At 51.8% G+C, this 24,820-nt stretch carries 26 protein-coding genes and 1 tRNA gene; 14 read left to right on the plus strand and 13 right to left on the minus strand.

Annotated elements, in window-relative coordinates; genetic code table 11:
- Positions 1–103 precede the first annotated feature (103 nt).
- The gene (rmf, locus tag G434_RS01085; protein ID WP_000828648.1) at positions 104–271 is read left to right on the plus strand and encodes a ribosome modulation factor; all 168 of its coding nucleotides are present in this window, start codon (positions 104–106) and stop codon (positions 269–271) included.
- Between the two features lie 69 nt (positions 272–340).
- Here the strand turns inward: rmf and fabA are convergent, their stop codons facing one another.
- The gene (fabA, locus tag G434_RS01080; RefSeq protein ID WP_000227927.1) at positions 341–859 is read right to left on the minus strand and encodes a bifunctional 3-hydroxydecanoyl-ACP dehydratase/trans-2-decenoyl-ACP isomerase; all 519 of its coding nucleotides are present in this window, start codon (positions 857–859) and stop codon (positions 341–343) included.
- A 68-nt stretch (positions 860–927) separates the two neighbouring features.
- Positions 928–2,688, minus strand: a complete 1,761-nt coding sequence (locus G434_RS01075; RefSeq protein WP_000156482.1) for an AAA family ATPase — start codon at positions 2,686–2,688, stop codon at positions 928–930.
- A gap of 185 nt (positions 2,689–2,873) precedes the next feature.
- Between G434_RS01075 and matP the strand changes: the two genes are divergently transcribed.
- Positions 2,874–3,326 carry a macrodomain Ter protein MatP gene (gene matP / locus G434_RS01070; RefSeq protein ID WP_000877161.1) on the plus strand — a complete coding sequence of 151 codons (453 nt, stop codon included), beginning with the start codon at positions 2,874–2,876 and terminating at the stop codon, positions 3,324–3,326.
- 75 nt (positions 3,327–3,401) lie between these two features.
- Here matP and ompA read toward each other — a convergent pair whose 3' ends face one another.
- Positions 3,402–4,442: a porin OmpA gene (gene ompA, locus G434_RS01065; RefSeq protein WP_001309394.1), complete on the minus strand. Its 1,041-nt coding sequence runs from the start codon at positions 4,440–4,442 to the stop codon at positions 3,402–3,404.
- A 355-nt stretch (positions 4,443–4,797) separates the two neighbouring features.
- Positions 4,798–5,307, minus strand: coding sequence for an SOS-induced cell division inhibitor SulA (sulA, locus tag G434_RS01060; RefSeq protein ID WP_000288710.1), 510 nt, complete (start codon positions 5,305–5,307; stop codon positions 4,798–4,800).
- Between the two features lie 218 nt (positions 5,308–5,525).
- Between sulA and sxy the strand changes: the two genes are divergently transcribed.
- A complete protein-coding gene (gene sxy / locus G434_RS01055; protein ID WP_000839153.1) occupies positions 5,526–6,155 on the plus strand; it encodes a CRP-S regulon transcriptional coactivator Sxy in 630 nt (209 codons plus the stop codon).
- Here sxy and yccS read toward each other — a convergent pair.
- Together yccS and G434_RS01045 are read right to left on the minus strand one after the other, a co-directional pair.
- Positions 6,118–8,280 (minus strand): YccS family putative transporter, encoded by a 2,163-nt coding sequence (gene yccS / locus G434_RS01050; protein WP_000875041.1) that lies wholly within the window; start codon positions 8,278–8,280, stop codon positions 6,118–6,120. The genes sxy and yccS overlap by 38 nt on opposite strands.
- 9 nt (positions 8,281–8,289) lie before the next feature.
- Positions 8,290–8,736 (minus strand): YccF domain-containing protein, encoded by a 447-nt coding sequence (locus G434_RS01045; protein WP_001261235.1) that lies wholly within the window; start codon positions 8,734–8,736, stop codon positions 8,290–8,292.
- A gap of 122 nt (positions 8,737–8,858) precedes the next feature.
- Between G434_RS01045 and helD the strand changes: the two genes are divergently transcribed.
- Complete coding sequence (gene helD, locus G434_RS01040) at positions 8,859–10,913, plus strand: DNA helicase IV (RefSeq protein WP_001305911.1); 2,055 nt, start codon at positions 8,859–8,861, stop codon at positions 10,911–10,913.
- 31 nt (positions 10,914–10,944) lie between these two features.
- On the opposite strand, the gene mgsA is transcribed toward helD, so the two are convergent.
- On the minus strand, positions 10,945–11,403 hold the full coding sequence (gene mgsA, locus G434_RS01035; protein WP_001309396.1) for a methylglyoxal synthase: 459 nt from the start codon (positions 11,401–11,403) through the stop codon (positions 10,945–10,947).
- A 95-nt stretch (positions 11,404–11,498) separates the two neighbouring features.
- Positions 11,499–12,161, minus strand: coding sequence for a DUF2057 family protein (locus tag G434_RS01030; protein ID WP_000847791.1), 663 nt, complete (start codon positions 12,159–12,161; stop codon positions 11,499–11,501).
- A 172-nt stretch (positions 12,162–12,333) separates the two neighbouring features.
- Between G434_RS01030 and G434_RS01025 the strand changes: the two genes are divergently transcribed.
- Positions 12,334–12,747 (plus strand): CoA-binding protein, encoded by a 414-nt coding sequence (locus G434_RS01025; RefSeq protein WP_000665218.1) that lies wholly within the window; start codon positions 12,334–12,336, stop codon positions 12,745–12,747.
- Positions 12,748–12,791: 44 nt separating this feature from the next.
- Here G434_RS01025 and hspQ read toward each other — a convergent pair whose 3' ends face one another.
- The gene (gene hspQ / locus G434_RS01020) at positions 12,792–13,109 is read right to left on the minus strand and encodes a heat shock protein HspQ (protein WP_001295356.1); all 318 of its coding nucleotides are present in this window, start codon (positions 13,107–13,109) and stop codon (positions 12,792–12,794) included.
- Between the two features lie 57 nt (positions 13,110–13,166).
- Positions 13,167–14,357, minus strand: coding sequence for a 23S rRNA (cytosine(1962)-C(5))-methyltransferase RlmI (gene rlmI, locus G434_RS01015; RefSeq protein WP_000116265.1), 1,191 nt, complete (start codon positions 14,355–14,357; stop codon positions 13,167–13,169).
- A 94-nt stretch (positions 14,358–14,451) separates the two neighbouring features.
- Between rlmI and yccX the strand changes: the two genes are divergently transcribed.
- Positions 14,452–14,730 (plus strand): acylphosphatase, encoded by a 279-nt coding sequence (gene yccX / locus G434_RS01010; protein WP_000048224.1) that lies wholly within the window; start codon positions 14,452–14,454, stop codon positions 14,728–14,730.
- Here the strand turns inward: yccX and tusE are convergent.
- The 3 genes from tusE to G434_RS00995 form a co-directional block, all read right to left on the minus strand.
- Positions 14,727–15,056 carry a sulfurtransferase TusE gene (gene tusE, locus G434_RS01005; RefSeq protein ID WP_000904442.1) on the minus strand — a complete coding sequence of 110 codons (330 nt, stop codon included), beginning with the start codon at positions 15,054–15,056 and terminating at the stop codon, positions 14,727–14,729. The two genes, yccX and tusE, sit on opposite strands and share 4 nt — an antisense overlap.
- A gap of 90 nt (positions 15,057–15,146) precedes the next feature.
- A complete protein-coding gene (yccA, locus tag G434_RS01000) occupies positions 15,147–15,806 on the minus strand; it encodes an FtsH protease modulator YccA (protein WP_000375136.1) in 660 nt (219 codons plus the stop codon).
- A gap of 206 nt (positions 15,807–16,012) precedes the next feature.
- Positions 16,013–16,100: transfer RNA gene (locus G434_RS00995), tRNA-Ser, on the minus strand.
- A gap of 426 nt (positions 16,101–16,526) precedes the next feature.
- Between G434_RS00995 and hyaA the strand changes: the two genes are divergently transcribed.
- The 8 genes from hyaA (at position 16,527) to appB (ending at position 24,820) form a co-directional block, all read left to right on the plus strand.
- Positions 16,527–17,645, plus strand: a complete 1,119-nt coding sequence (gene hyaA, locus G434_RS00990) for a hydrogenase 1 small subunit (RefSeq protein ID WP_001058323.1) — start codon at positions 16,527–16,529, stop codon at positions 17,643–17,645.
- Positions 17,642–19,435 (plus strand): Ni/Fe-hydrogenase large subunit, encoded by a 1,794-nt coding sequence (gene hyaB, locus G434_RS00985; RefSeq protein WP_000107386.1) that lies wholly within the window; start codon positions 17,642–17,644, stop codon positions 19,433–19,435. Before hyaA ends, hyaB begins: the two co-directional genes overlap by 4 nt.
- An 18-nt stretch (positions 19,436–19,453) precedes the next feature.
- On the plus strand, positions 19,454–20,161 hold the full coding sequence (hyaC, locus tag G434_RS00980) for a Ni/Fe-hydrogenase b-type cytochrome subunit (RefSeq protein WP_001186413.1): 708 nt from the start codon (positions 19,454–19,456) through the stop codon (positions 20,159–20,161).
- The gene (gene hyaD / locus G434_RS00975; protein WP_000003631.1) at positions 20,158–20,745 is read left to right on the plus strand and encodes a hydrogenase 1 maturation protease; all 588 of its coding nucleotides are present in this window, start codon (positions 20,158–20,160) and stop codon (positions 20,743–20,745) included. The genes hyaC and hyaD overlap by 4 nt, the downstream gene beginning before the upstream one ends.
- On the plus strand, positions 20,742–21,140 hold the full coding sequence (hyaE, locus tag G434_RS00970) for a hydrogenase-1 operon protein HyaE (protein ID WP_000063978.1): 399 nt from the start codon (positions 20,742–20,744) through the stop codon (positions 21,138–21,140). The genes hyaD and hyaE overlap by 4 nt, the downstream gene beginning before the upstream one ends.
- Positions 21,137–21,994 (plus strand): hydrogenase expression/formation protein, encoded by an 858-nt coding sequence (locus G434_RS00965; protein WP_000004926.1) that lies wholly within the window; start codon positions 21,137–21,139, stop codon positions 21,992–21,994. The genes hyaE and G434_RS00965 overlap by 4 nt, the downstream gene beginning before the upstream one ends.
- A gap of 133 nt (positions 21,995–22,127) precedes the next feature.
- Entirely contained in the window at positions 22,128–23,672 is a 1,545-nt protein-coding gene (gene appC, locus G434_RS00960) for a cytochrome bd-II oxidase subunit 1 (protein WP_000263559.1), read from the plus strand.
- An 11-nt stretch (positions 23,673–23,683) separates the two neighbouring features.
- Entirely contained in the window at positions 23,684–24,820 is a 1,137-nt protein-coding gene (gene appB, locus G434_RS00955) for a cytochrome d ubiquinol oxidase subunit II (protein ID WP_000460792.1), read from the plus strand.

The following is a 24,820-nucleotide window of genomic DNA, read 5'->3' on the forward strand; positions in this document are numbered from 1 at the left end:
GCATTGACGGCAGTTATGATTCGCGGTATTGCTTAACTGTGATTGCACATTTAGTAATCACTGTTTTCTTTTCCACCAGAAACCAGTATGAGGGAAACGAGGCATGAAGAGACAAAAACGAGATCGCCTGGAACGGGCACATCAACGTGGTTATCAGGCCGGCATCGCCGGACGCTCAAAAGAAATGTGTCCCTATCAGACGCTGAATCAAAGGTCACAATGGCTGGGAGGCTGGCGAGAAGCCATGGCGGACAGGGTAGTAATGGCCTGATTCTGTCTCTTTAAAAAGAAACCTCCGCATTGCGGAGGTTTCGCCTTTTGATACTCTGTCTGATTATAATCAGAAGGCAGACGTATCCTGGAACAGACCGACTTTCAGGTCGCTGGCGGTATAGATCAGACGACCATCAACCAGCACTTCGCCATCCGCCAGGCCCATAATCAGACGACGGTTAACAATGCGTTTAAAGTGAATACGGTAGGTCACTTTTTTCGCTGTCGGCAGTACCTGACCAGTGAATTTCACTTCGCCAACGCCCAGCGCGCGGCCTTTACCTTCGCCGCCCAGCCAGCCGAGGTAGAACCCTACCAGCTGCCACATTGCGTCCAGGCCCAGACATCCTGGCATAACCGGATCACCAATGAAGTGGCATCCGAAGAACCACAGATCCGGATTGATATCCAGTTCTGCTTCAACATACCCTTTGTCGAAGTTACCACCCGTTTCGGTCATTTTGACCACACGGTCCATCATCAGCATGTTCGGTGCTGGCAATTGCGGACCTTTAGCGCCAAACAGTTCACCGCGACCAGAGGCAAGAAGGTCTTCTTTTGTATAGGATTCGCGTTTATCTACCATGTTCTCTGTAAGCCTTATTTTATTGAAGCACGCAGGATAGCTAACACGTGTACGCTGAACAAGTCCGATCAGTTCGGAATAAACCAGTTCAGCCAACGTAATGGCCATGGAAAACGGTGACGTCCTTCCTGTTGCGATGCTTGCGCGATACGTTCCTGGATGGTTTGCATCAGCGTCGTTTGGCCTTCGCCATCCCACACCAGATTTAATAATAACGGCAGTGCGTCAGTCACATCGTCTACTGCCCAGATGGTGAATTTGCCTTCTTCTACCGCTTTCACCAGTTCACTGTGAAGACTTAAATGGCGAATGTTAGCAGTGGGGATAATGACACCTTGTTTCCCAGTTAACTCACGTTGCTGGCAAATAGCAAAGAAGCCTTCGATTTTCTCATTTAAACCACCGACCGGCTGGGCACGACCGAACTGATCGACTGAACCTGTGATAGCGATACTCTGATTCACCGGCACATCGGCGAGGGCGCTTATCAGGGCGCAGAGTTCAGCCATCGAGGCACTATCGCCATCCACTTCACTGTATGACTGCTCAAATGTCAGCGATGCTGAGAAGGGGATCTGTTGCTCAAGCTGTAGTTCCGACATCAGGAACGCCTGCATGATCATCATCCCTTTCGCATGGATATTGCCGCCAAGCTCCGCTTTGCGTTCGATGTCGGTGAATTCACCATCGCCAATATGCACAACGCAGCTAATGCGAGAAGGTTCGCCAAAAGCGCGTGGATGACCCGGAAATTCAATGACCGAAAGGGCGTTAATTTGCCCGATGCGTTCGCCTTCGGTTTCAATCAGGATTTGCTCCTGAAGAATCTCATCCTGCATGCGTTCAGCGAGGAAACCTTCGCGCCATTCACGCTGCTGTAGCATTAAGTTTAGCTGCTCGCCGGAGAAGGTGTCGCCATCACACAGGGAGGCGACCTCTTTACACTGGCGGAGGATCCACTGCGGGCTAAGCGGAAGTGTTTCTTGTTCACCGGTGTAGCGTGCTGCTTCGCGGATAAGCACCGGCCAGGCATCCGCTCCCGGTGCAGGTAAGTGATTATGTCTGGCGGTAAATGTCACCCAGCGACACCACTGGCTTACTGACTCCGCATCGACAATCTGCAGAGTATCTTCAAATTCGCTATAAATAGCCTGCTCTGAAAGCTCTGGCTCCATCTCCTGGAAATCAGCCAATGATTCGCGTTCGCCTACCAGAATGACTTTCAGCTTCAATGGCATCGAAGGCACAGAGACGGGGAGAGGGCGCGACTCATCAAACGCAACCCAGTCAAAACGCCCGCGGTTAACGATATTTTTCAGCCGCATCCACAGCAGAGGTTGCGCCAGCAGTGTACGCAAAGAGATGATGAGAATACCGCCATTTGCCTGATGCACCAGACCTGGCTGCAGGGTAATGTCGCCATTAAACTGGCGCAGGCAGCCAAAGAGTTGCTCCGCTTCTACCCAGTCGGCAGCGACAACTTGCGTTAAAGTCGCAAAATTATCATCTGCACTCACTGTGTTACGTAAGCGGATGGTGTGCCCGGAAACCTCATAGTGACCGCCCACCAGTTGGCCTGCATCGCTTTGTAGCGCACGCGCGGCATCGGCAATAAGATTCAGATACTCAGACTCTTCCGGGGCCTTCGCCAGCATAAAAGAGGAGGATGCTCGCGTATGCAGCAACTGCTCCAGCGCAAATTGCAGTCGCGGTTGAGTATCACTGAATAAAGGATCGTTTTCGTCAATCAAATGTGGCTGAGCAAATATTTCCTGATAGCTATCGGTATCAGGAACCAGGTCACGCCATGCAAGTTTCGTAATGGTCAAAGTTGATGTTTTTTAGTCTGTTGTCAAAGCCGCGATTATACCGTAACCGGCACTGCAGCACACGTAGAAAGCACCGACAATACTCCTGGCATGGGCGTTAAAGCTCACAGGATGGAGATTCTTTTCTTCACTGGCCTAAAAAGCTGATATTCTGTAAAGAGTTACACGGTAACATTGAGATCGCTATGAAATATCAACAACTTGAAAATCTTGAAAGCGGTTGGAAATGGAAGTATCTGGTGAAGAAGCATCGCGAAGGGGAGTTAATCACCCGTTACATAGAAGCCAGTGCCGCCCAGGAAGCCGTCGATGTGTTGCTCTCGCTGGAAAATGAACCCGTGCTGGTAAATGGCTGGATTGACAAGCATATGAATCCGGAACTGGTCAATCGCATGAAGCAGACCATTCGGGCCAGACGAAAGCGCCATTTTAATGCGGAACACCAGCATACGCGCAAAAAATCGATCGATCTGGAATTTATTGTCTGGCAACGTCTGGCTGGTCTTGCGCAGCGTCGCGGTAAAACGCTTTCTGAAACGATTGTTCAGCTGATTGAAGATGCGGAAAACAAAGAGAAATACGCGAATAAAATGTCTTCTTTGAAGCAGGATCTGCAGGCATTGCTGGGTAAGGAATAACTGACGAAAGTCAGTTCAATTTTCTAAAGACGAAAAAAAACCCCGCAGCAGCGGGGTTTTTTACCAGACGAGAACTTAAGCCTGCGGCTGAGTTACAACGTCTTTGATGCCTTTAACTTCGATCTCTACGCGACGATCCGGAGCCAGGCAGTCGATCAGTGCAGCACGCTGTTTCACGTTGTCACAGGTGTTGCCAGTAACCGGGTTGGATTCGCCCATACCACGTGCGGAGATCTTGTCTGCCGGGATACCTTTGGAGATCAGGTAATCAACAACAGACTGAGCACGGCGCTCGGACAGACCCTGGTTGTAAGCGTCAGAACCGATGCGGTCAGTGTAACCCAGAACAACTACGGAACCGTCTTTCGGATCCAGGTTGCTCAGCTGGCTGTACAGCTGATCCAGAGCAGCCTGACCTTCCGGTTTCAGGGTTGCTTTGTTGAAGGTGAACAGAACGTCAGACTTCAGAGTGAAGTGCTTGGTCTGTACTTCCGGTGCCGGAGCTGGAGCCGGAGCAACTACTGGAGCTGCTTCGCCCTGACCGAAACGGTAGGAAACACCCAGGCTCAGCATGCCGTTGTCCGGACGAGTACCGATGGTGTGTGCGTCACCGATGTTGTTGGTCCACTGGTATTCCAGACGGGTAGCGATTTCAGGAGTGATCGCATACTCAACACCGCCAGCGAAGACCGGAGAAACGCCGGTGTCATGGTTTTTACCATAAACGTTGGATTTAGTGTCTGCACGCCATACCATACCACCCAGACGAGTGTATACGTCCAGATCGTCAGTGATTGGGTAACCCAGTTTAGCGGTCAGCTGAACGCCCTGAGCTTTATATGCACCGTTTTCAACGCTGCCTTTGTATGGCATACGACCTAACCAGTCATAACCCATTTCAAAGCCAACATACGGGTTAACCTGGTAACCACCAAAAGCACCAGCGCCCAGTTGGTTTTCATGGGTCGGACCATTGTTGTTGATGAAACCAGTGTCATGGTACTGGGACCAGCCCAGTTTAGCACCAGTGTACCAGGTGTTATCTTTCGGAGCGGCCTGCGCTACGGTAGCGAAACCAGCCAGTGCCACTGCAATCGCGATAGCTGTCTTTTTCATTTTTTGCGCCTCGTTATCATCCAAAATACGCCATGAATATCTCCAACGAGATAACACGGTTAAATCCTTCACCGGGGATCTGCTCAATATTAACTCTACCGATATCTTCGGCTTATGCCGAGCACCCCTGGCGATGTAAAGTCTACAACGTAGTTGAAAACTTACAAGTGTGAACTCCGTCAGGCATATGAAAAAAAAGTCTTGTATAAGGTACGTTTAATCTTTTTTGTCAGCGACAATTTACAGAAGAAAATCGCGGAAACCGCTTCAGACAAGCCTCCGCAAGGAAAATTAGTCACGACTGAAAGCATTGGCTGGGCGACAAAAAAAGTTCCAGGATTAATCCTAAATTTACTTAATGATACAAATTAGAGTGAATTTTTAGCCCGGAAAGTTGTCTCGTGGCGTGAGAGGATGCACTTACCGGACGCATAATAAACCCCATAGCGTTACCTTCATTTGCCGCATCAACAAGTTCAGCATGCTCTTCTTCAGTCAAATCATCTGCCAACCAACCGATCACCACGCTGTAATTGCCCGTGCGTAAAGCGCGAACCATTGACTCCACGGTGTGGCAAGGGGAGAGCTGGCTAATCTGCATTACTTTCGTTAAGGGTAGCCCAGATGCCTGAACCCATTCGCGACTCAGTTTTTGTTGCGGTGTTAACCAGAGTTGCCAGCGCGATTGCTGACCGAGTTGCTGTAACAATGGCAACAGTAGAAGTTGCGTCATCATGGGCTGATCTTCGCGATAGACAACTTCACTGATAAGCCCGGCTGTAGTGTTTTCCGTAGAGACACGCGCAATTTTACTTGCTGCGGATGAGAACGACGAAGAACGATGTGCATAGCCTGAAGTGTACATAATCAATCCAGCCCCTGTGAGTTACTGTATGGATGTACAGTACATCCAGTGACAACAAAGATCAACCCTATTTTCGGAAAGAGCCTCGCAAATTTTGTCGTTGGTGACGGGAAAACATAAATTAATCTTGCCCCTTAAGAATAAGTTGCCTATTTTCGTAGTTAACGGATCCGTTAATGTGAATCATTCTTTTATGTTATGATTTTAAAAGGAATTTTATGAAAAGCCTCTCCTATAAGCGGATCTATAAATCACAAGAATACCTGGCAACGTTGGGCACAATTGAATACCGATCATTGTTTGGTAGTTACAGCCTGACCGTTGACGACACGGTGTTTGCGATGGTTTCTGATGGTGAGTTGTATCTTCGGGCTTGTGAGCAAAGTGCACAGTACTGTGTAAAACATCCGCCTGTTTGGCTGACATATAAAAAGTGTGGCCGATCCGTTACCCTCAATTACTATCGGGTTGATGAAAGTCTATGGCGAAATCAACTGAAGCTGGTGCGTCTGTCGAAATATTCTCTCGATGCAGCGCTGAAAGAGAAAAGCACGCGCAATACCCGGGAAAGACTGAAAGATTTGCCCAATATGTCTTTTCATCTGGAAGCGATTCTCGGGGAGGTGGGGATTAAGGATGTACGGGCGTTACGTATACTTGGGGCAAAAATGTGTTGGTTGCGACTGCGGCAGCAAAACAGTCTGGTGACAGAAAAGATTCTGTTTATGCTTGAAGGGGCCATTATCGGCATTCATGAAGCTGCGCTCCCGGTGGCACGCCGCCAGGAGCTTGCAGAATGGGCTGACTCTCTTACGCCGAAACAGGAGTTTCCTGCGGAACTTGAGTAATCTGGCGTTGCAGACGACCAATCTCTGGCAGTAATGCAATCAATAACCCAACTTGTTGTACGACCAGAGGTTCTTTGCTGTCTGCCCGAGGTTCAAGTTGCTGCATCCGCTGTTTCAGGCCAGCTAATGCCTGATTGACGCGTTCTTCATCAGCAGGTTGATGATGTAGCGCGTCATCAACATAGCAAACGGCGTCATCAAGAAACGCCAGAATTTCAGGATTAGTTAACTGCTCCCGGTGAGCACCGAGGGCTGAGATATAGCTGGTAAACGTATGGTTAAGGCACAGCAACCGAAACGCGGCTTCGCGAATTTGCGGGGTAACGTTCGGTTCGCTGGACATATTTGATACCACCGACGCCAGTTCAGCATCACGGTTGTGTGCATCGCGGCGGGCAATACGATACGCCAGACGGTTATCACGCCCCTGATGGTATTGCTCCAGTATGGCATCGAGATACCGACAGTTGGCCTCTGTGGCGCGTTCGAGCATGCGCGGCAGATTGCGAAACTTCCAGTCAGGCCAGATGTAGCTCACCGCCGCCCACGCAATGGCACAACCAATCAGCGTATCGATTACGCGAGGTAACGCCACTTCAAAACCTTCACCCAACAAGTTAAAACAAAGTAGCACCAAAAGTGTGATGAACATCGTTGCATGGGCGTATTGCACGTTACGGAAGGCAAAAAAGAGCACGCCGGTAATAACCAGTAGCACCAGTTGCCCTTCCAGTGACGGTACAAACCACAGCACAGGAATGCCAATGGCGATACCTACCAGCGTACCAATAATCCTTAACTTCAGGCGGTGGCGCGTGGCGTTATAGTTTGGCTGGCAGACAAACAAACTTGTCAGCAAGATCCAATACCCGTGATGCATTCCGGTTATCTGAATGATGGCGTAGCCGAAGCACAACACCAGCGACATTCTTACCGCATGACGGAAGAGGGCGGATTCCGGCGTGAAGTGACGGCTAAGACGCAGCCAGATATCACTCAATCCGTGCGGGCTGTCATCAGCGAGCTCATTTTCGTCATTATTATGGGGCAGTGCCTGGGCCTGTTCTGATTCAATTGTTGCCAGTTGGGCATCAATGGCGCGTAAATTGTTCAGCAAAAATCCCAGTGTTTTGAGTAAATCGGCAGGTGCGCCGTTATCGCGCATCCGCTCCAGCGCAGCATCAATATGCGTAAAAGCGCGCTCGAAATGCGGATCATGTTGATAAGGCTGACGCAGCAAAATACAGCGTGACAGTTGCTGGCACGCCTGGCCCTGCATCGACATCAGCCGCTGAAAACGGAACAGCACGTCGCTGTGGCGAAAATGTTCACGCAATGTTTGATACTGAATATGAGAAGAGCTGGCACGCTCGTGAATATCCTGCGCGACAAAGTAATAATGCAGCGTGCGACGCGTTCCCCGTTGACCACGATCGCCACGTAAGCGGGTCAGCAGCGAGAGTTTCGTCTGATTCAATGTCGCCATCAGCTGACCGTTGGCGAGAGCCAAATCGTACAGCGGTGCCTGGCTTTCATCTTCAATATCAGGATCAAACATGCGTGACTTGAGCTCAAGGTAACGCGCCAGTTGTTCATAGCAACGCGCCAGGTTGTCCTGCAGCGGGCGGACCGGGAACAGTAGATGACCAATAAGTGTCAGGACGTTGTACCAGACGGCACCGGCCAGCAGATACATCGGCTGCTGATACCAGTGCTCATACAGTGACGTCCCCAACATAGTGTAAATGGCGATCAGTAACGCACCGAAGGCAATTGTTGCATAGCGTTGACCCAGACCGCCGAGCAAAATGAAGCCGCTGGTAGAGAGCGTTAAGCCAATTGCAAATAGCCAGGGCCAGGGAAACAGCAATTCTACTGAGGCCGAGGCGATAAAAAAGCAGAACAGCGTAATGATGAGGTTACGCAAACGTCCCGCCAGCCGGTCATCGAGATCGGTCAGCGCCGCTGCCACCATCCCCAGCGTCAGCGGAATCGTCAGTTTTACATCACCCAGCCACCACGGAAACGCTGTGGTTCCACAAAGCGCAATAAAAATACGCGCGTAATACAGCCAGGCGCTGTTCCAGGTATAGCGTTTGAGCAAAGGACTTAGCATAAAGGCCATATTAGTGGATTATTCAAAACGACGACGTGCATTGGCTTCACGCGCAGCTTGCGCTGTTTCTACCGATACCACGCGACGACCGACCGGCCATAGTGCGATAGCGGCAATTTTAAAGTTCGCAATGCCGACAGGAATGCCAATGATGGAAATACATTGTGCGATGCCCGTTGCAATGTGCATCAGGCATAACCACCAGCCAAAGAAAATCAGCCAGAAAATATTCAATACCGTACCGCCAGTATTCAGCAGCACATTTTTGCCAGCCGGGTTCAGTTCATCGACATGAATAGCTTCATTGCCATAAGGCACCAGAGACAGTTTAGTGATCTCCCAGCAGGATCGTGTCAGCGGTAAGGTAAAAATCAGCACAATACTGACCAGAGTCGCCAACAGCCAGCCCAGAGTGGTGGCAAATCCGCCAAGCACAAAGTTCAGAATGTTCAAAACGGTACGCATAAAACCTCGCTTTACTGTGGTTTTCAGTAATGGGCGGCAATTGTAACGTTTTTTTGGGCTGGAGCACGTTTTCTCTGACGGTTACACTGATAAGAAATCATTTCGTGTGGATCTACAGAGTCATGGAACTGAAAGCGACAACGCTTGGAAAACGTCTGGCACAGCACCCTTACGATCGGGCGGTGATCCTCAATGCCGGGATTAAAGTCTCCGGTGATCGCCACGAATACCTTATTCCTTTCAATCAATTACTGGCGATTCACTGTAAGCGCGGTCTGGTATGGGGCGAGCTGGAATTTGTACTGCCGGACGAAAAAGTGGTGCGTCTGCACGGCACCGAATGGGGCGAGACGCAGCGTTTTTACCATCATCTTGATGCTCACTGGCGGCGGTGGAGTGGCGAGATGAGCGAAATTGCGTCTGGTGTTTTACTCCAGCAACTGGATTTGATTGCCACGCGCACTGGAGAAAATAAATGGCTGACGCGTGAGCAAACCTCTGGCATTCAGCAACAAATCCGCCAGGCTTTGTCGGCGTTGCCGTTGCCGGTTAACCGACTGGAAGAATTCGATAACTGCCGTGAGGCGTGGCGTAAATGTCAGGCCTGGTTGAAAGATATTGAAAGCGCTCGGTTGCAGCATAACCAGGCGTATACAGAAGCCATGCTTACCGAGTATGCAGATTTTTTCCGCCAGGTCGAGTCTTCACCGCTGAATCCGGCGCAGGCCCGGGCAGTCGTTAATGGCGAGCATTCTCTGTTAGTGCTGGCTGGTGCAGGAAGCGGAAAAACGTCGGTGCTGGTGGCCCGTGCAGGCTGGTTGCTGGCGCGTGGTGAAGCGTCCCCTGAGCAAATTTTATTGCTGGCGTTTGGTCGCAAAGCCGCTGAAGAGATGGACGAGCGTATTCGCGAACGGCTACATACCGAAGACATTACCGCACGCACGTTTCATGCGCTGGCGCTGCATATTATTCAGCAGGGCAGCAAAAAAGTTCCGATAGTCAGCAAACTGGAAAATGATACCGCTGCCCGTCATGAACTCTTTATTGCTGAGTGGCGCAAGCAATGCAGCGAAAAGAAAGCGCAGGCGAAGGGCTGGCGGCAATGGCTGACGGAAGAAATGCAGTGGTCAGTGCCAGAAGGTAACTTCTGGGATGATGAAAAATTACAGCGTCGTCTTGCCTCACGCCTCGATCGTTGGGTAAGTCTGATGCGGATGCACGGTGGCGCACAGGCAGAAATGATTGCCAGTGCACCCGAAGAGATTCGCGATCTGTTCAGTAAACGTATCAAGTTGATGGCCCCGTTATTAAAAGCCTGGAAAGGTGCGCTGAAGGCAGAAAACGCTGTCGATTTTTCGGGCCTTATTCACCAGGCGATTGTGATTCTGGAGAAAGGTCGCTTTATCAGCCCGTGGAAGCATATTCTGGTTGATGAATTTCAGGATATCTCGCCGCAGCGCGCAGCGTTGTTAGCGGCATTACGCAAGCAAAACAGTCAGACGACGTTGTTCGCCGTTGGTGATGACTGGCAGGCGATTTATCGCTTCAGCGGTGCGCAAATGTCGCTCACCACCGCTTTCCATGAAAACTTTGGTGAAGGCGATCGCTGCGATTTAGACACGACTTACCGTTTTAACAGTCGTATCGGTGAGGTGGCAAACCGGTTTATTCAGCAGAACCCAGGCCAGCTGAAAAAGCCGCTAAACAGCTTAACCAATGGAGACAAAAAAGCCGTCACGTTATTGGATGAGAGCCATCTTGACGCTTTGCTGGATAAGCTCTCTGGTTATGCCAAACCGGAAGAGCGCATTCTGATCCTGGCGCGTTACCATCACATGAGGCCTGCCAGCCTGGAAAAAGCGGCAACACGCTGGCCGAAGTTGCAAATCGACTTTATGACCATTCATGCCAGCAAAGGGCAACAGGCGGATTACGTCATCATCGTTGGCTTGCAGGAGGGAAGTGATGGTTTTCCGGCTGCGGCGCGGGAGTCGATTATGGAAGAGGCGCTACTGCCACCGGTTGAGGATTTCCCGGACGCTGAAGAACGGCGGTTAATGTACGTGGCGCTGACCCGGGCACGCCATCGGGTATGGGCACTGTTTAACAAAGAGAATCCCTCTCCCTTTGTGGAAATACTGAAAAATCTGGATGTGCCGGTGGCGAGAAAACCGTAAGAAACAGGTGGCGTTTGCCACCTGTGCAATATTACTTCAGACGGTCCGCGAGATAACGCTGATAATCGGGGATCAGAATATCGACCGCGTCGTTGAAATGCGGCGACTGGATAATGAAGTCTGCCGTTGCCACGTTGGTGGCGACCGGAATGTTCCATACCGTCGCCAGACGCAGCAAGGCTTTCACGTCAGGATCGTGCGGAACGGCATTTAGTGGGTCCCAGAAGAAAATCAATACATCAATTTTCCCTTCTGAGATCAATGCGCCAACCTGCTGGTCACCCCCCATTGGGCCACTCAACATCGCGTTGACGTTCATGCTGGTTGCACGGGAAATCAAGTTACCGGTAGTGCCTGTTGCATACAGTACGTGTTGTTCCAGTAACGGTTGATGTCGTTCCACCCAGCTCATCAGCATTTGTTTGCAGTGATCGTGTGCCACCAGCGCAATATGTTTCCGCGCAGGTAAAGTGCGTGTCGTCAGTTCCATAATGTACATCCGTAGTTAACTTTCCTACAGATTACTGTAAGCACTTATCGCTGCAAGAGAAAGACCGAAAAAGCCTGCGCACAGGCACAAAAATCTCAGGAAGATGGTTGTTTTTCCGCCCATTGCAGGAAAGTATTTCGCGTTTGTGGGTCAGCCAGTTTAAACCAATACTTCAGCCGTTGTTCTGTGAGCACCTGAGACTGCGGTGGAATAGCATCCAGCTCGGAAACACCCGAAAGCAGCGTACTGTCATCTGCCATCATCGTGGCAAATTGCGGTAGTGAAGCGCGTTTCGCGGATTTGTTATAGCGTTCAACCTCGACCTCATAATCAATCGTTTTTGCCGTTGAGGTAATGGCGAGAATATCCAGCTTTACCGGAATCGGCGTCGCATCGCCATCCAACAATTCAAGGCGCGGCGCGGCATCAAAATGGTTAGCTTCCCGCTCATTCTCCAGACGAGGCAGGCGAAAATTGACCTGGTTGATGAGCTGGGTATTAAAACTGACCACCAGCGGTGGGGAGATATACAGCCGTTCTTCACTATTGGAAAGATGAATCGTCTTCTCAACGCGAAACACTAACTGATGCGGTCCATTATCCAGTTCAATGCTGTCCGCACCGCGCAGCAGAGAGCTGGAAACCTTTTTACCGTCGAGTACCAGAAGATCGACATCGGTTGAAAGCCGCAGCGTGGTGGCAAAAACGGATACCGGCAAACATAATGCAATCAAGGTGGTCACGATGCCGGTTTTCATAGGTAGCTCCTGTCAAAAGACCGCCCGAATAATAATGTGTCAAAATTTTTCTTTAATCATACTTACTAACATATAGACATATTTCCCGCTTTTGCTCTCATTCATTCGTATTAGCTGCATGGTTGGCATGTCGGCTTTGTCGTACACTTTGTTAAACAGTCTGGAGGAAATAATGAAAGAAACCGATATTGCAGGCATTTTAACGTCCACTCACACCATTGCGCTGGTGGGGGCAAGCGACAAACCCGATCGTCCCAGCTATCGCGTGATGAAATATCTACTCGACCAGGGGTATCACGTCATTCCGGTTTCACCAAAAGTTGCCGGCAAAACGCTGCTGGGCCAGCAGGGGTATGGCACGCTGGCAGAAGTTCCGGAAAAAGTCGATATGGTCGATGTTTTCCGGAATTCAGAAGCGGCGTGGGGCGTGGCGCAGGAAGCGATCGCCATTGGCGCGAAAACCCTCTGGATGCAACTGGGGGTGATTAATGAGCAGGCGGCAGTACTGGCACGGGATGCCGGGTTAAATGTGGTGATGGATCGCTGCCCGGCTATTGAGATCCCTCGCCTGGGCCTGGCCAAATAAAAAATCCCCGGAAGGCCAAAACCTTCCGGGGATTTGTTCAGGGATTAGTTACGCAGACGCGGGGCCTGAAGTTGTTTGCGGATGGTCTGCGCCAGCTCATCCATGGATGGCTGTTCAGGATGTTCATCCTGCAATTCGCTACTTAGCTGGGCTTCAGCCAGGTAGGTATGAACCGGTAGGCCGTTATCGTCCTCCATCACCACGTGATACCACGGAGCGGCGCGAAGCTCGTCATTCACCGCCAGCTCATCAGGCGACGGTTCAGAGAGCGAATAAACCGGGTCGATATCCACGACCACTCCGAGATAACCTAACAGGGAATGGCGGACCTGCTGGCCGATACCGAATTTGCTGGCAATCATAGTCACCTCCCGGGAAATCTTTACCTTTGATATAAGGGTAAAATTCCACATTTCAAGTTACATGACGCGACAGGCAAACCCTTTCAGATATAGCCCTTCCGGATAGGTAGCGATCACCGGATGATCGGCTGCCTGACGGAACTGCTCTATAAATTGTACATCACGACCGGCATCAATTGCGGCATCCGCGATGATTTTCTGAAATAAATCGCTGGTCATCAGACCGGAACAGGAGAAAGTCAGGAGAACTCCACCTTCATTCAGCAACTGAATCGCCAGCATGTTGATGTCTTTATAGCCACGACATGCGCCCATCAACTGGCTTTTATTCTCAACAAACTTCGGCGGGTCCATCACGATAACGTCAAATTTTTCACCGCGATCGCGATAAGTACGCATCAATTTAAAGACATCATCACGGACAAACTCAGCCTTGCTCAGATCCAGTTTGTTCAGCTCAACGTTCTGCCGTGCAATATCCAGGGCTTCCTGGGAGGTATCAACGCTGACAACCTGGCTGCAACCGCCCATCAGTGCCGATACGGCGAAACCACCGGTATAGGAGAAACAGTTCAGTACGCGTTTATTTTCAACGTAGCGGCGGGTAGCCAGGCGGCTATCACGCTGATCCAGGTAGTAGCCCGTTTTGTGTCCGTGCTGAATATCCACCAGCAGCTTCATGCCGTGTTCTTCAATCGGCAGCAGGGCAGGCGGCAACTCGCCGGTGACGGGGCCCTGGGTCAGCTCCATCCCTTCTTTTTTACGTACCGCAACATCGCTGCGATCGTAAATCGCACATTCCGGGTACAGCGTTTGCAGGGCGCTAATTAATGCCGCGCGCTGATATTCTGCGCCAGCACTCAGTAGTTGCAGCACCAGAAAATTACCGAAACGATCGATAGTAATACCCGGCAGGCCATCAGATTCTCCGGCGATTAAACGATAGCTGTCGAGGCCATCTTTTTGCGCCAGCCAGTCACGCCATTTTTGCGCTTGTTGCAAACGGCGGGTAAAAAAAGCAATGTCGATAGATTCATTCGGGTCAAACGTCCAGACGCGCGCCCGGATTTGCGAAGCTGGCGAATAAGCGCCGCGTGCTAACCATTTTCCCTGATGATCAACAATATCGATGGTTTCCCCGAGGCTGGCTTTACCTTCCATGCGGGCAACGGCCCCGGAAAAGATCCACGGATGGCGACGAAGTAATGATTTTTCGCGCCCTTTGGCTAACACTAAACGTACACTCATAATTTACTTTTCTGTCGATGCAAAGAAATGGGCGTCATTGTCCGGAGTTTTCCATGGATTTGCAACGCGTCCATTAAGGATAAGGAGAGCAGCAATGTCGAAAGTCTGCATAATTGCCTGGGTTTACGGGCGAGTTCAGGGCGTTGGATTTCGCTATACCACGCAGTACGAAGCGAAAAAACTAGGATTAGCCGGGTACGCCAAAAATCTTGACGATGGCAGCGTGGAAGTGGTTGCCTGCGGTGAAGAAGGGCAGGTAGAAAAATTAATGCAGTGGTTAAAGAGTGGCGGCCCGCGTTCTGCGCGTGTAGAACGGGTGCTCAGCGAGCCGCATCATCCCTCGGGGGAATTAACCGATTTTCGTATCCATTAAATACATTTTACCGGTTTTGGCAGGCCAGCAATTTTGGTGGCTTGCTTAGCCGGACCTTTCGGAAACAGTCGGTATAAATAGCGGCTGTTACCTTTTTCTTCACCAAATTTATTCGCCATCGCTTTTACCAGCATACGAATCGCCGGAGAAGTATTGAATTCCAGATAGAAATCACGCACAAAACGCACCACTTCCCAGTGTTCTGGCGACAGCGAAATCCCTTCGTTCTCTGCAATCACCACTGCCAGCGGCTCACTCCACTGGCTGCTTTCTTTGAGATAGCCTTCGGTATCCGTTTCTATCTCTTTACCTTCGAAGATCAGCATAATTATTACTACCTTAATCAGACTGGCGGCAGTGTAACAAAAAACAAAGCCCCGCATAAAGCGAGGCTCGGTAAGTAACCCTGGGCGAGATTAATCGCGGCTGGCGAAGCCCAGAATGCTCAGCAGGCTGACGAAGATGTTGTACAGCGAAACATACAGGCTAACTGTGGCACGAATATAGTTCGTTTCACCGCCATGAATGATGTTGCTGGTTTCAAACAAAATAGCGCCAGAGGAGATCAGAATGAAGACCGCGCTGATCGCCAGATGCAGAGCAGGCAGTTGCAGGAAGATATTAGCAACCATACCAATCAGCACCACCACAATACCCGCCATCAGCATACCGCCGAGGAACGACATATCTTTGCGGGTGGTCAGCACATACGCAGAGCAGCAGAAGAACACCAACGCCGTTCCGCCCAGTGCCATAGCGATTACGTCACCCATTCCGGCGGACAGGTAGGTGTTCAGAATTGGTCCGAGGATATATCCCAGAAAACCGGTAAAGGCGAATGCGGAGATAATCCCGGTCGGCTTATTCGCCGTTTTATAGGTCAGGAACATCAAACCATACATACCCACCAGCGTCAGAATCAGACCCGGAGATGGCAGCATCAGCACCGTACTGGCAGTTGCGGTAATCGCCGAAAAGGCCAGCGTCAGGCTCAGCAGAAAATAGGTATTACGCAGCACCTTATGGGTGCTAAGCAGCGATGTACGGTCATGTGAAGAACTAACAATACGATCCATTGAGTCACTCTCTATGACAGATGTAATTAATTAAGCAGCATAATGATAATGCGTAAGGGCACCCAGAAGTTTTACCCATCTTTACGCATTTGATCTGGAACAGGTTTAACAGCGGATTATCAGGTCATTAAGCAAATATAACGCCCTGAGAATTTCGACAGGCAAAAGAAAAAGGGGTTAGCAGTTAGCTAACCCCTTATCTTATTTGGCGGAAGCGCAGAGATTCGAACTCTGGAACCCTTTCGGGTCGCCGGTTTTCAAGACCGGTGCCTTCAACCGCTCGGCCACACTTCCGGAATGACGCGCACTATAAACATCCCGATGCGGCGTGTAAACCCCTAATTTGTTTGTTTGCCTGAAAAACAGCCAAAAGTGCATTGATAGCGTGAAATAACAGCAGATTGATCATTTCATCACCATGAATTCCTTCTCTTTTACTCGTTTAGCAACCGGCTAAACATCCCCACTGCCCGGCAAAAAGAAAAATAGGTCCATTTTTATCGCTAAAAGATAAATCCACACAGTTTGTATTGTTTTGTGCAAAAGTTTCACTACGCTTTATTAACATTACTTTCTGGCGACGTGCGCCAGTGCAGAAGGATGAGCTTTCGTTTTCAGCATCTCACGTGAAGCGATGGTTTGCCTTGCTACAGGGACGTCGCTTGCCGACCATAAGCGCCCGGTGTCCTGCCGGTGTCGCAAGGAGAAGAGACGTGCGATATGAATAACGAGGAAACATTTTACCAGGCCATGCGGCGTCAGGGCGTTACCCGGCGCAGCTTTCTCAAATATTGTAGTCTGGCTGCCACGTCGCTGGGATTAGGCGCGGGAATGGCACCAAAGATTGCCTGGGCGCTGGAGAACAAACCGCGCATTCCGGTGGTATGGATCCACGGTCTGGAATGCACCTGCTGTACCGAATCTTTTATCCGCTCCGCTCACCCGCTGGCAAAGGACGTCATCCTTTCCCTGATTTCCCTCGATTACGACGATACTTTGATGGCTGCCGCCGGAACCCAGGCGGAAGAAGTCTTTGAAGACATCATCACGCAATACAATGGCAAATATATCCTCGCAGTAGAAGGTAATCCGCCGCTGGGCGAGCAGGGGATGTTCTGTATCAGCAGCGGTCGACCGTTTATTGAGAAACTCAAACGTGCCGCTGCCGGAGCCAGCGCGATTATCGCCTGGGGAACCTGCGCGTCCTGGGGCTGCGTGCAGGCCGCGCGACCCAATCCGACGCAGGCAACGCCTATCGACAAAGTCATCACCGACAAACCTATTATCAAAGTACCTGGCTGCCCGCCGATCCCGGATGTGATGAGCGCCATCATTACTTACATGGTGACCTTTGATCGCTTGCCAGATGTCGACAGAATGGGCCGTCCGTTGATGTTCTATGGTCAGCGAATCCACGATAAATGCTATCGCCGCGCTCACTTCGACGCCGGAGAGTTCGTCCAGAGTTGGGATGATGACGCTGCCCGCAAAGGTTACTGCCTGTACAAAATGGGCTGCAAAGGGCCTACCACCTATAACGCCTGTTCCTCCACACGCTGGAACGATGGCGTTTCCTTCCCGATCCAGTCAGGTCACGGCTGCCTGGGTTGTGCGGAAAATGGTTTCTGGGATCGCGGTTCGTTCTACAGCCGCGTGGTAGATATTCCACAAATGGGTACTCATTCCACCGCCGACACCGTCGGTTTAACCGCGCTTGGCGTGGTGGCAGCGGCTGTTGGTGTGCACGCAGTCGCCAGCGCCGTTGACCAGCGCAGACGTCATAACCAGCAACCTACAGAAACCGAACATCAGCCAGGCAATGAGGATAAACAGGCATGAGCACTCAGTACGAAACTCAGGGATACACCATCAATAATGCCGGACGCCGCCTGGTGGTCGACCCGATTACGCGCATTGAAGGCCACATGCGCTGCGAAGTGAATATTAACGATCAGAATGTGATCACCAATGCCGTCTCCTGCGGCACCATGTTTCGCGGGCTGGAGATCATCCTGCAAGGGCGTGACCCGCGCGATGCGTGGGCGTTCGTTGAACGTATCTGCGGCGTCTGTACTGGCGTACACGCCCTGGCTTCGGTTTACGCCATCGAAGATGCCATCGGTATTAAAGTGCCGGACAACGCCAATATCATCCGCAACATTATGCTGGCAACGCTCTGGTGCCACGATCATCTGGTGCACTTCTATCAGCTTGCCGGGATGGACTGGATCGATGTGTTAGATGCGCTGAAAGCCGACCCGCGGAAAACCTCCGAACTGGCGCAAAGTCTCTCCTCTTGGCCGAAATCATCCCCTGGCTATTTCTTCGACGTACAAAATCGCCTGAAGAAATTCGTTGAAGGCGGCCAGTTGGGGATCTTCCGCAATGGCTACTGGGGGCACCCGCAGTACAAACTGCCGCCAGAAGCCAACCTGATGGGCTTTGCCCACTATCTCGAAGCTCTCGATTTCCAGCGTGAAATTGTCAAAATCCACGCTGTCTTTGGCGGTAAAAACCCGCATCCAAACTGGATTGTCGGCGGGATGCCTTGCGCCATTAACATTGACGAAAGCGGCGCGGTCGGGGCGGTCAATATGGAACGCCTGAACCTGGTGCAGTCGATTATCACCCGCACGGCGGATTTCATTAACAACGTGATGATCCCCGACGCCTTAGCCATTGGTCAGTTCAACAAACCGTGGAGCGAAATCGGCACGGGTCTTTCTGATAAATGCGTCCTCAGCTATGGCGCATTCCCGGATATTGCCAACGACTTTGGTGAGAAAAGTCTGCTGATGCCTGGCGGCGCGGTGATTAACGGCGACTTCAACAATGTGCTGCCAGTGGATTTGGTTGATCCGCAGCAGGTGCAGGAGTTTGTCGATCACGCCTGGTATCGTTATCCCAACGATCAGGTTGGGCGTCATCCGTTCGATGGCATCACCGACCCGTGGTACAACCCCGGCGATGTCAAAGGCAGCGATACCAACATTCAGCAGCTGAATGAACAGGAACGCTACTCGTGGATCAAAGCGCCACGCTGGCGCGGTAACGCGATGGAAGTGGGGCCGCTGGCACGCACGTTAATCGCTTATCACAAAGGCGATGCGGCGACCGTTGAGTCGGTCGATCGCATGATGTCAGCGTTGAACCTGCCGCTTTCCGGCATCCAGTCAACGTTGGGCCGCATTTTGTGTCGCGCGCACGAAGCGCAGTGGGCCGCAGGTAAGTTGCAGTATTTCTTCGATAAGCTGATGACCAATCTGAAAAACGGCAATCTCGCCACTGCTTCCACTGAAAAATGGGAACCTACAACCTGGCCGACAGAGTGCCGTGGCGTCGGCTTTACCGAAGCGCCGCGCGGGGCGTTAGGCCACTGGGCTGCCATTCGCGATGGCAAGATTGATCTCTATCAGTGCGTGGTGCCGACCACCTGGAACGCCAGCCCGCGCGATCCTAAAGGGCAAATTGGCGCTTATGAAGCGGCGCTGATGAACACCAAAATGGCGATCCCCGAGCAACCGCTGGAGATCCTGCGTACTCTGCACAGCTTTGATCCGTGCCTCGCCTGTTCAACACACGTGCTGGGCGACGACGGTAGCGAGCTGATCTCCGTGCAGGTGCGTTAACAGCGAAGGAGAATCATCATGCAACAGAAAAGCGACAACGTTGTCAGTCACTATGTCTTTGAAGCACCCGTGCGGATATGGCACTGGCTGACGGTGTTATGCATGGCGGTGTTGATGGTCACCGGTTACTTTATCGGCAAGCCGCTACCTTCCGTCAGCGGCGAGGCGACGTATCTGTTCTATATGGGCTACATCAGGTTAATTCACTTCAGCGCCGGGATGATTTTTACCGTGGTCTTGCTGATGCGGATCTACTGGGCTTTTGTTGGCAATCGTTACTCCCGCGAGCTGTTTATCGTGCCGGTATGGCGTAAAAGCTGGTGGCAGGGCGTGTGGTATGAAATCCGCTGGTATCTGTTTCTGGCAAAACGTCCGAGTGCCGATATAGGCCATAACCCCATCGCCCAGGCGGCGATGTTCGGCTATTTCCTGATGTCAGTTTTTATGATCATCACCGGCTTTGCGCTGTACAGCGAACACAGCCAGTACGCTATTTTTGCGCCGTTCCGTTATGTGGTGGAATTTTTCTACTGGACGGGCGGCAACTCAATGGACATTCACAGCTGGCATCGGCTGGGGATGTGGCTGATTGGCGCGTTTGTGATCGGTCATGTCTACATGGCGCTGCGTGAAGACATCATGTCCGACGACACAGTGATCTCCACCATGGTCAACGGCTACCGTAGCCACAAATTTGGCAAAATAAGTAACAAGGAGCGTTCATGAGCGAGCAACGCGTGGTGGTAATGGGGCTGGGCAATCTGCTGTGGGCCGATGAAGGCTTCGGCGTGCGGGTGGCGGAACGGTTGTATGCCCATTACCACTGGCCCGATGAAGTCGAGATTGTTGATGGCGGCACTCAGGGACTGAACTTGCTGGGGTATGTCGAAAGCGCCAGCCACTTGCTGATTCTCGACGCCATTGATTACGGGTTGGAACCCGGAACGCTGCGAACATATGCCGGAGAACGCATTCCGGCTTATCTCAGCGCGAAGAAAATGAGCCTGCACCAGAACAGCTTCTCCGAAGTGCTGGCGCTGGCGGATATACGTGGTCATTTGCCAGCACATATTGCCCTCGTCGGTCTGCAACCCGCAATGCTCGACGACTACGGCGGTAGCCTGAGCGAACTGGCACGGGAGCGACTGCCCGCAGCGGAACAGGCGGCGCTGGCGCAGCTGGCTGCATGGGGAATTGTGCCGCAACCGGCTAATGAATCGCGCTGTCTCAATTATGACTGTCTGTCGATGGAAAATTATGAAGGCATTCGCTTGCGCCAGTACCGGATGACGCTGGAGGAGCAGAGATGAGCAACGACACGCCATTTGATGCGTTGTGGCAACGAATGCTGGCGCGCGGCTGGACGCCGGTCAGTGAATCCCGTCTTGACGACTGGCTTACGCAAGCGCCAGACGGCGTGGTGTTATTAAGCAGTGACCCGAAACGCACGCCAGAAGTCAGCGATAACCCGGTCATGATTGGCGAATTACTGCGCGAGTTTCCCGACTATACATGGCAGGTAGCGATTGCTGATCTTGAGCAGAGCGAAGCCATCGGCGATCGCTTTGGCGTCTTTCGCTTTCCCGCCACATTAGTGTTTACCGGCGGAAACTATCGCGGCGTGCTGAATGGTATTCACCCGTGGGCGGAACTGATAAACCTGATGCGCGGGCTTGTCGAACCGCAGCAGGAGCGTGCCTCATGAGCGAAACTTTTTTCCATCTGCTGGGGCCAGGAACGCAACCGAACGATGACAGTTTCAGCATGAATCCACTGCCGATCACCTGTCAGGTGAATGGTGAACCGAGTATGGCGGCCCTGGAGCAATGTGCTCACAGCCCGCAGGTGATTGCGCTGTTAAACGAGTTACAACATCAACTAAGCGAACGCCAGCCGCCGCTGGGTGAGGTACTGGCAGTCGATCTGTTAAATCTCAACGCCGACGATCGTCACTTTATCAATACGCTTCTCGGGGAAGGGGAAGTGTCAGTGCGCATTCAGCAGGCTGACGACAGTGAAAGTGAAATACAGGAGGCGATCTTCTGCGGATTATGGCGGGTGCGCAGACGTTGCGGCGAACAGTTGCTGGAGGACAAACTGGAGGCTGGCTGCGCGCCGCTGGCATTGTGGCAGGCGGCAACGCAAAACGTCTTGCCGACAGATTCGCTGTTACCGCCGCCCATTGATGGCCTGATGAATGGCCTACCGTTGGCTCATGAATTACTGGCACATGTACGTAATCCTGACGCGCAGCCGCACAGCATTAATCTGACGCAATTACCTATCAGCGAGGCTGATCGGTTTTTTCTCTCACGTCTCTGTGGGCCGGGAAATATTCAGATTCGTACCATTGGCTATGGCGAGAGCTATATCAACGCCACGGGGTTACGCCATGTCTGGCATTTACGCTGTACGGACACCTTAAAAGGCCCTTTACTGGAAAGTTATGAAATCTGCCCAATACCGGAAGTGGTGCTGGCAGCGCCAGAAGATTTGGTCGACTCTGCGCAGCGGCTTAGCGAGGTATGTCAGTGGCTGGCGGAAGCTGCACCGACGTAAAAAGACGGTAAGTATCGCTTTCAGTCTTATGAATATCGCAATCGGCGAATACCTCTGGTCGTAGAGTTTCAGGATAAAGAGGGAGATCTACCATTATCGGGTTATTTTTCTCTCTTCGCCTACAGGAGTGCGCATGTGGGATGTCATTGATTTATCGCGCTGGCAGTTTGCTCTGACCGCGCTGTATCACTTTTTATTTGTACCCCTTACCCTGGGGCTGATTTTTTTGCTGGCTATCATGGAAACCATTTATGTGGTCACCGGCAAAACGATCTACCGCGATATGACGCGCTTCTGGGGTAAGCTCTTCGGTATCAACTTTGCTCTTGGCGTGGCTACCGGCCTGACCATGGAGTTTCAGTTTGGTACTAACTGGTCATTCTATTCCAACTATGTGGGCGATATTTTTGGCGCACCGCTGGCGATGGAAGCATTAATGGCCTTCTTCCTCGAATCCACCTTTGTCGGGCTGTTCTTCTTCGGCTGGCAACGGCTGAATAAATACCAGCACCTGCTGGTGACGTGGCTGGTGGCGTTCGGTTCAAATCTCTCTGCGTTGTGGATATTGAATGCCAACGGTTGGATGCAATACCCGACCGGTGCGCATTTTGATATCGACACCCTTCGTATGGAAATGACCAGCTTCAGCGAGCTGGTCTTTAACCCGGTCAGCCAGGTGAAATTTGTGCACACCGTAATGGCGGGCTACGTGACCGGGGCCATGTTTATTATGGCGATCAGCGCCTGGTATTTACTGCGCGGACGGGAGCGCGATGTTGCATTACGCTCGTTTGCCATCGGTTCCGTCTTCGGTACTCTGGCGATTATCGGTACGCTGCAACTCGGAGATAGTTCGGCGTATGAAGTCGCGCAAGTACAACCGGTAAAACTGGCGGCAATGGAAGGGGAGTGGCAAACGGAACCTGCACCTGCACCGTTCCATGTGGTTGCCTGGCCGGAACAGGATCAAGAGCGTAACGCCTTTGCCATCAAAATTCCTGCGCTGCTAGGGATCCTCGCCACTCACTCATTAGATAAACCCGTGCCGGGTCTGAAGAATTTGATGGCTGAAACCTACCCACGCTTGCAACGCGGACGTATGGCCTGGCTGTTAATGCAGGAAATATCGCAAGGCAATCGTGAGCCGCATGTGTTGCAGGCATTCCGGGAGCTGGAAGGCGACCTTGGTTACGGCATGTTACTCTCCCGCTATGCGCCGGATATGAATCATGTCACAGCTGCACAGTACCAGGCGGCGATGCGTGGCGCGATACCTCAGGTTGCGCCGGTATTCTGGAGTTTCCGCATCATGGTGGGCTGTGGTTCTCTGCTGCTACTGGTGATGCTGATTGCGCTTGTCCAGACGCTGCGTGGCAAAATTGACCAGCATCGCTGGGTGCTGAAAATGGCGCTCTCGAGTTTGCCGCTGCCGTGGATTGCGATTGAAGCCGGGTGGTTTATGACCGAGTTTGGTCGTCAGCCGTGGGCGATACAGGACATCTTACCGACATACTCCGCGCACTCCGCTTTAACCACAGGACAACTGGCTTTCTCACTGATCATGATCGTAGGGCTTTACACCCTGTTCTTAATCGCCGAAGTCTACCTGATGCAGAAATATGCCCGTCTGGGGCCGAGCGCGATGCAGAGTGAACAACCGACGCAGCAACAGGGGTAAAGGAGAAAATCATGTTTGATTATGAAACATTGCGCTTCATCTGGTGGCTGCTGATTGGCGTGATCCTGGTGGTCTTTATGATCTCCGATGGATTTGACATGGGGATCGGCTGTCTGCTGCCGCTGGTGGCGCGTAATGATGATGAACGCCGGATAGTGATAAACAGCGTTGGCGCGCACTGGGAAGGCAATCAGGTCTGGTTAATCCTCGCAGGTGGGGCATTATTTGCCGCCTGGCCCAGAGTGTATGCAGCGGCGTTTTCCGGCTTTTATGTGGCGATGATTCTGGTGCTGTGCTCGCTGTTCTTCCGCCCGCTGGCCTTCGATTATCGCGGAAAAATCGCCGATGCACGCTGGCGTAAAATGTGGGATGCCGGACTGGTCATCGGCAGTCTGGTACCGCCGGTAGTCTTCGGTATTGCCTTCGGCAACTTGCTGCTCGGCGTGCCGTTTGCCTTCACACCGCAATTACGCGTGGAATATCTCGGCAGCTTTTGGCAACTGCTGACGCCATTCCCTTTATTGTGCGGATTGCTCAGCCTTGGGATGGTGATTTTGCAAGGTGGCGTCTGGTTACAACTAAAAACTGTTGGTGCGATTCATCTGCGTTCACAGCTGGCGACCAAACGCGCCGCACTGCTGGTGATGCTCTGCTTTTTGCTGGCGGGTTACTGGCTGTGGGTCGGTATTGATGGCTTTGTACTGCTCGCCCAGGATGCTAACGGTCCTTCCAATCCGTTAATGAAACTGGTGGCAGTGCTACCTGGTGCCTGGATGAATAATTTCGTCGAATCGCCCGTTCTGTGGATCTTCCCGCTGCTGGGGTTCTTCTGCCCATTGCTGACGGTGATGGCGATTTATCGTGGTCGCCCGGGTTGGGGATTTTTGATGGCGTCATTGATGCAATTTGGCGTGATTTTCACGGCAGGCATCACGCTGTTCCCCTTTGTCATGCCGTCAAGCGTGAGTCCGATCTCCAGCCTGACGTTGTGGGACAGTACTTCCAGTCAGCTGACGCTGAGCATTATGTTGGTAATCGTGCTGATATTTTTGCCCATTGTGTTGCTCTACACTCTCTGGAGCTACTACAAAATGTGGGGGCGCATGACGACAGAAACTCTCCGCCGTAACGAAAACGAGCTGTACTAA

This window comes from Escherichia sp. KTE172 (assembly GCF_000408845.1).
Classification (GTDB): domain Bacteria; phylum Pseudomonadota; class Gammaproteobacteria; order Enterobacterales; family Enterobacteriaceae; genus Escherichia; species Escherichia coli.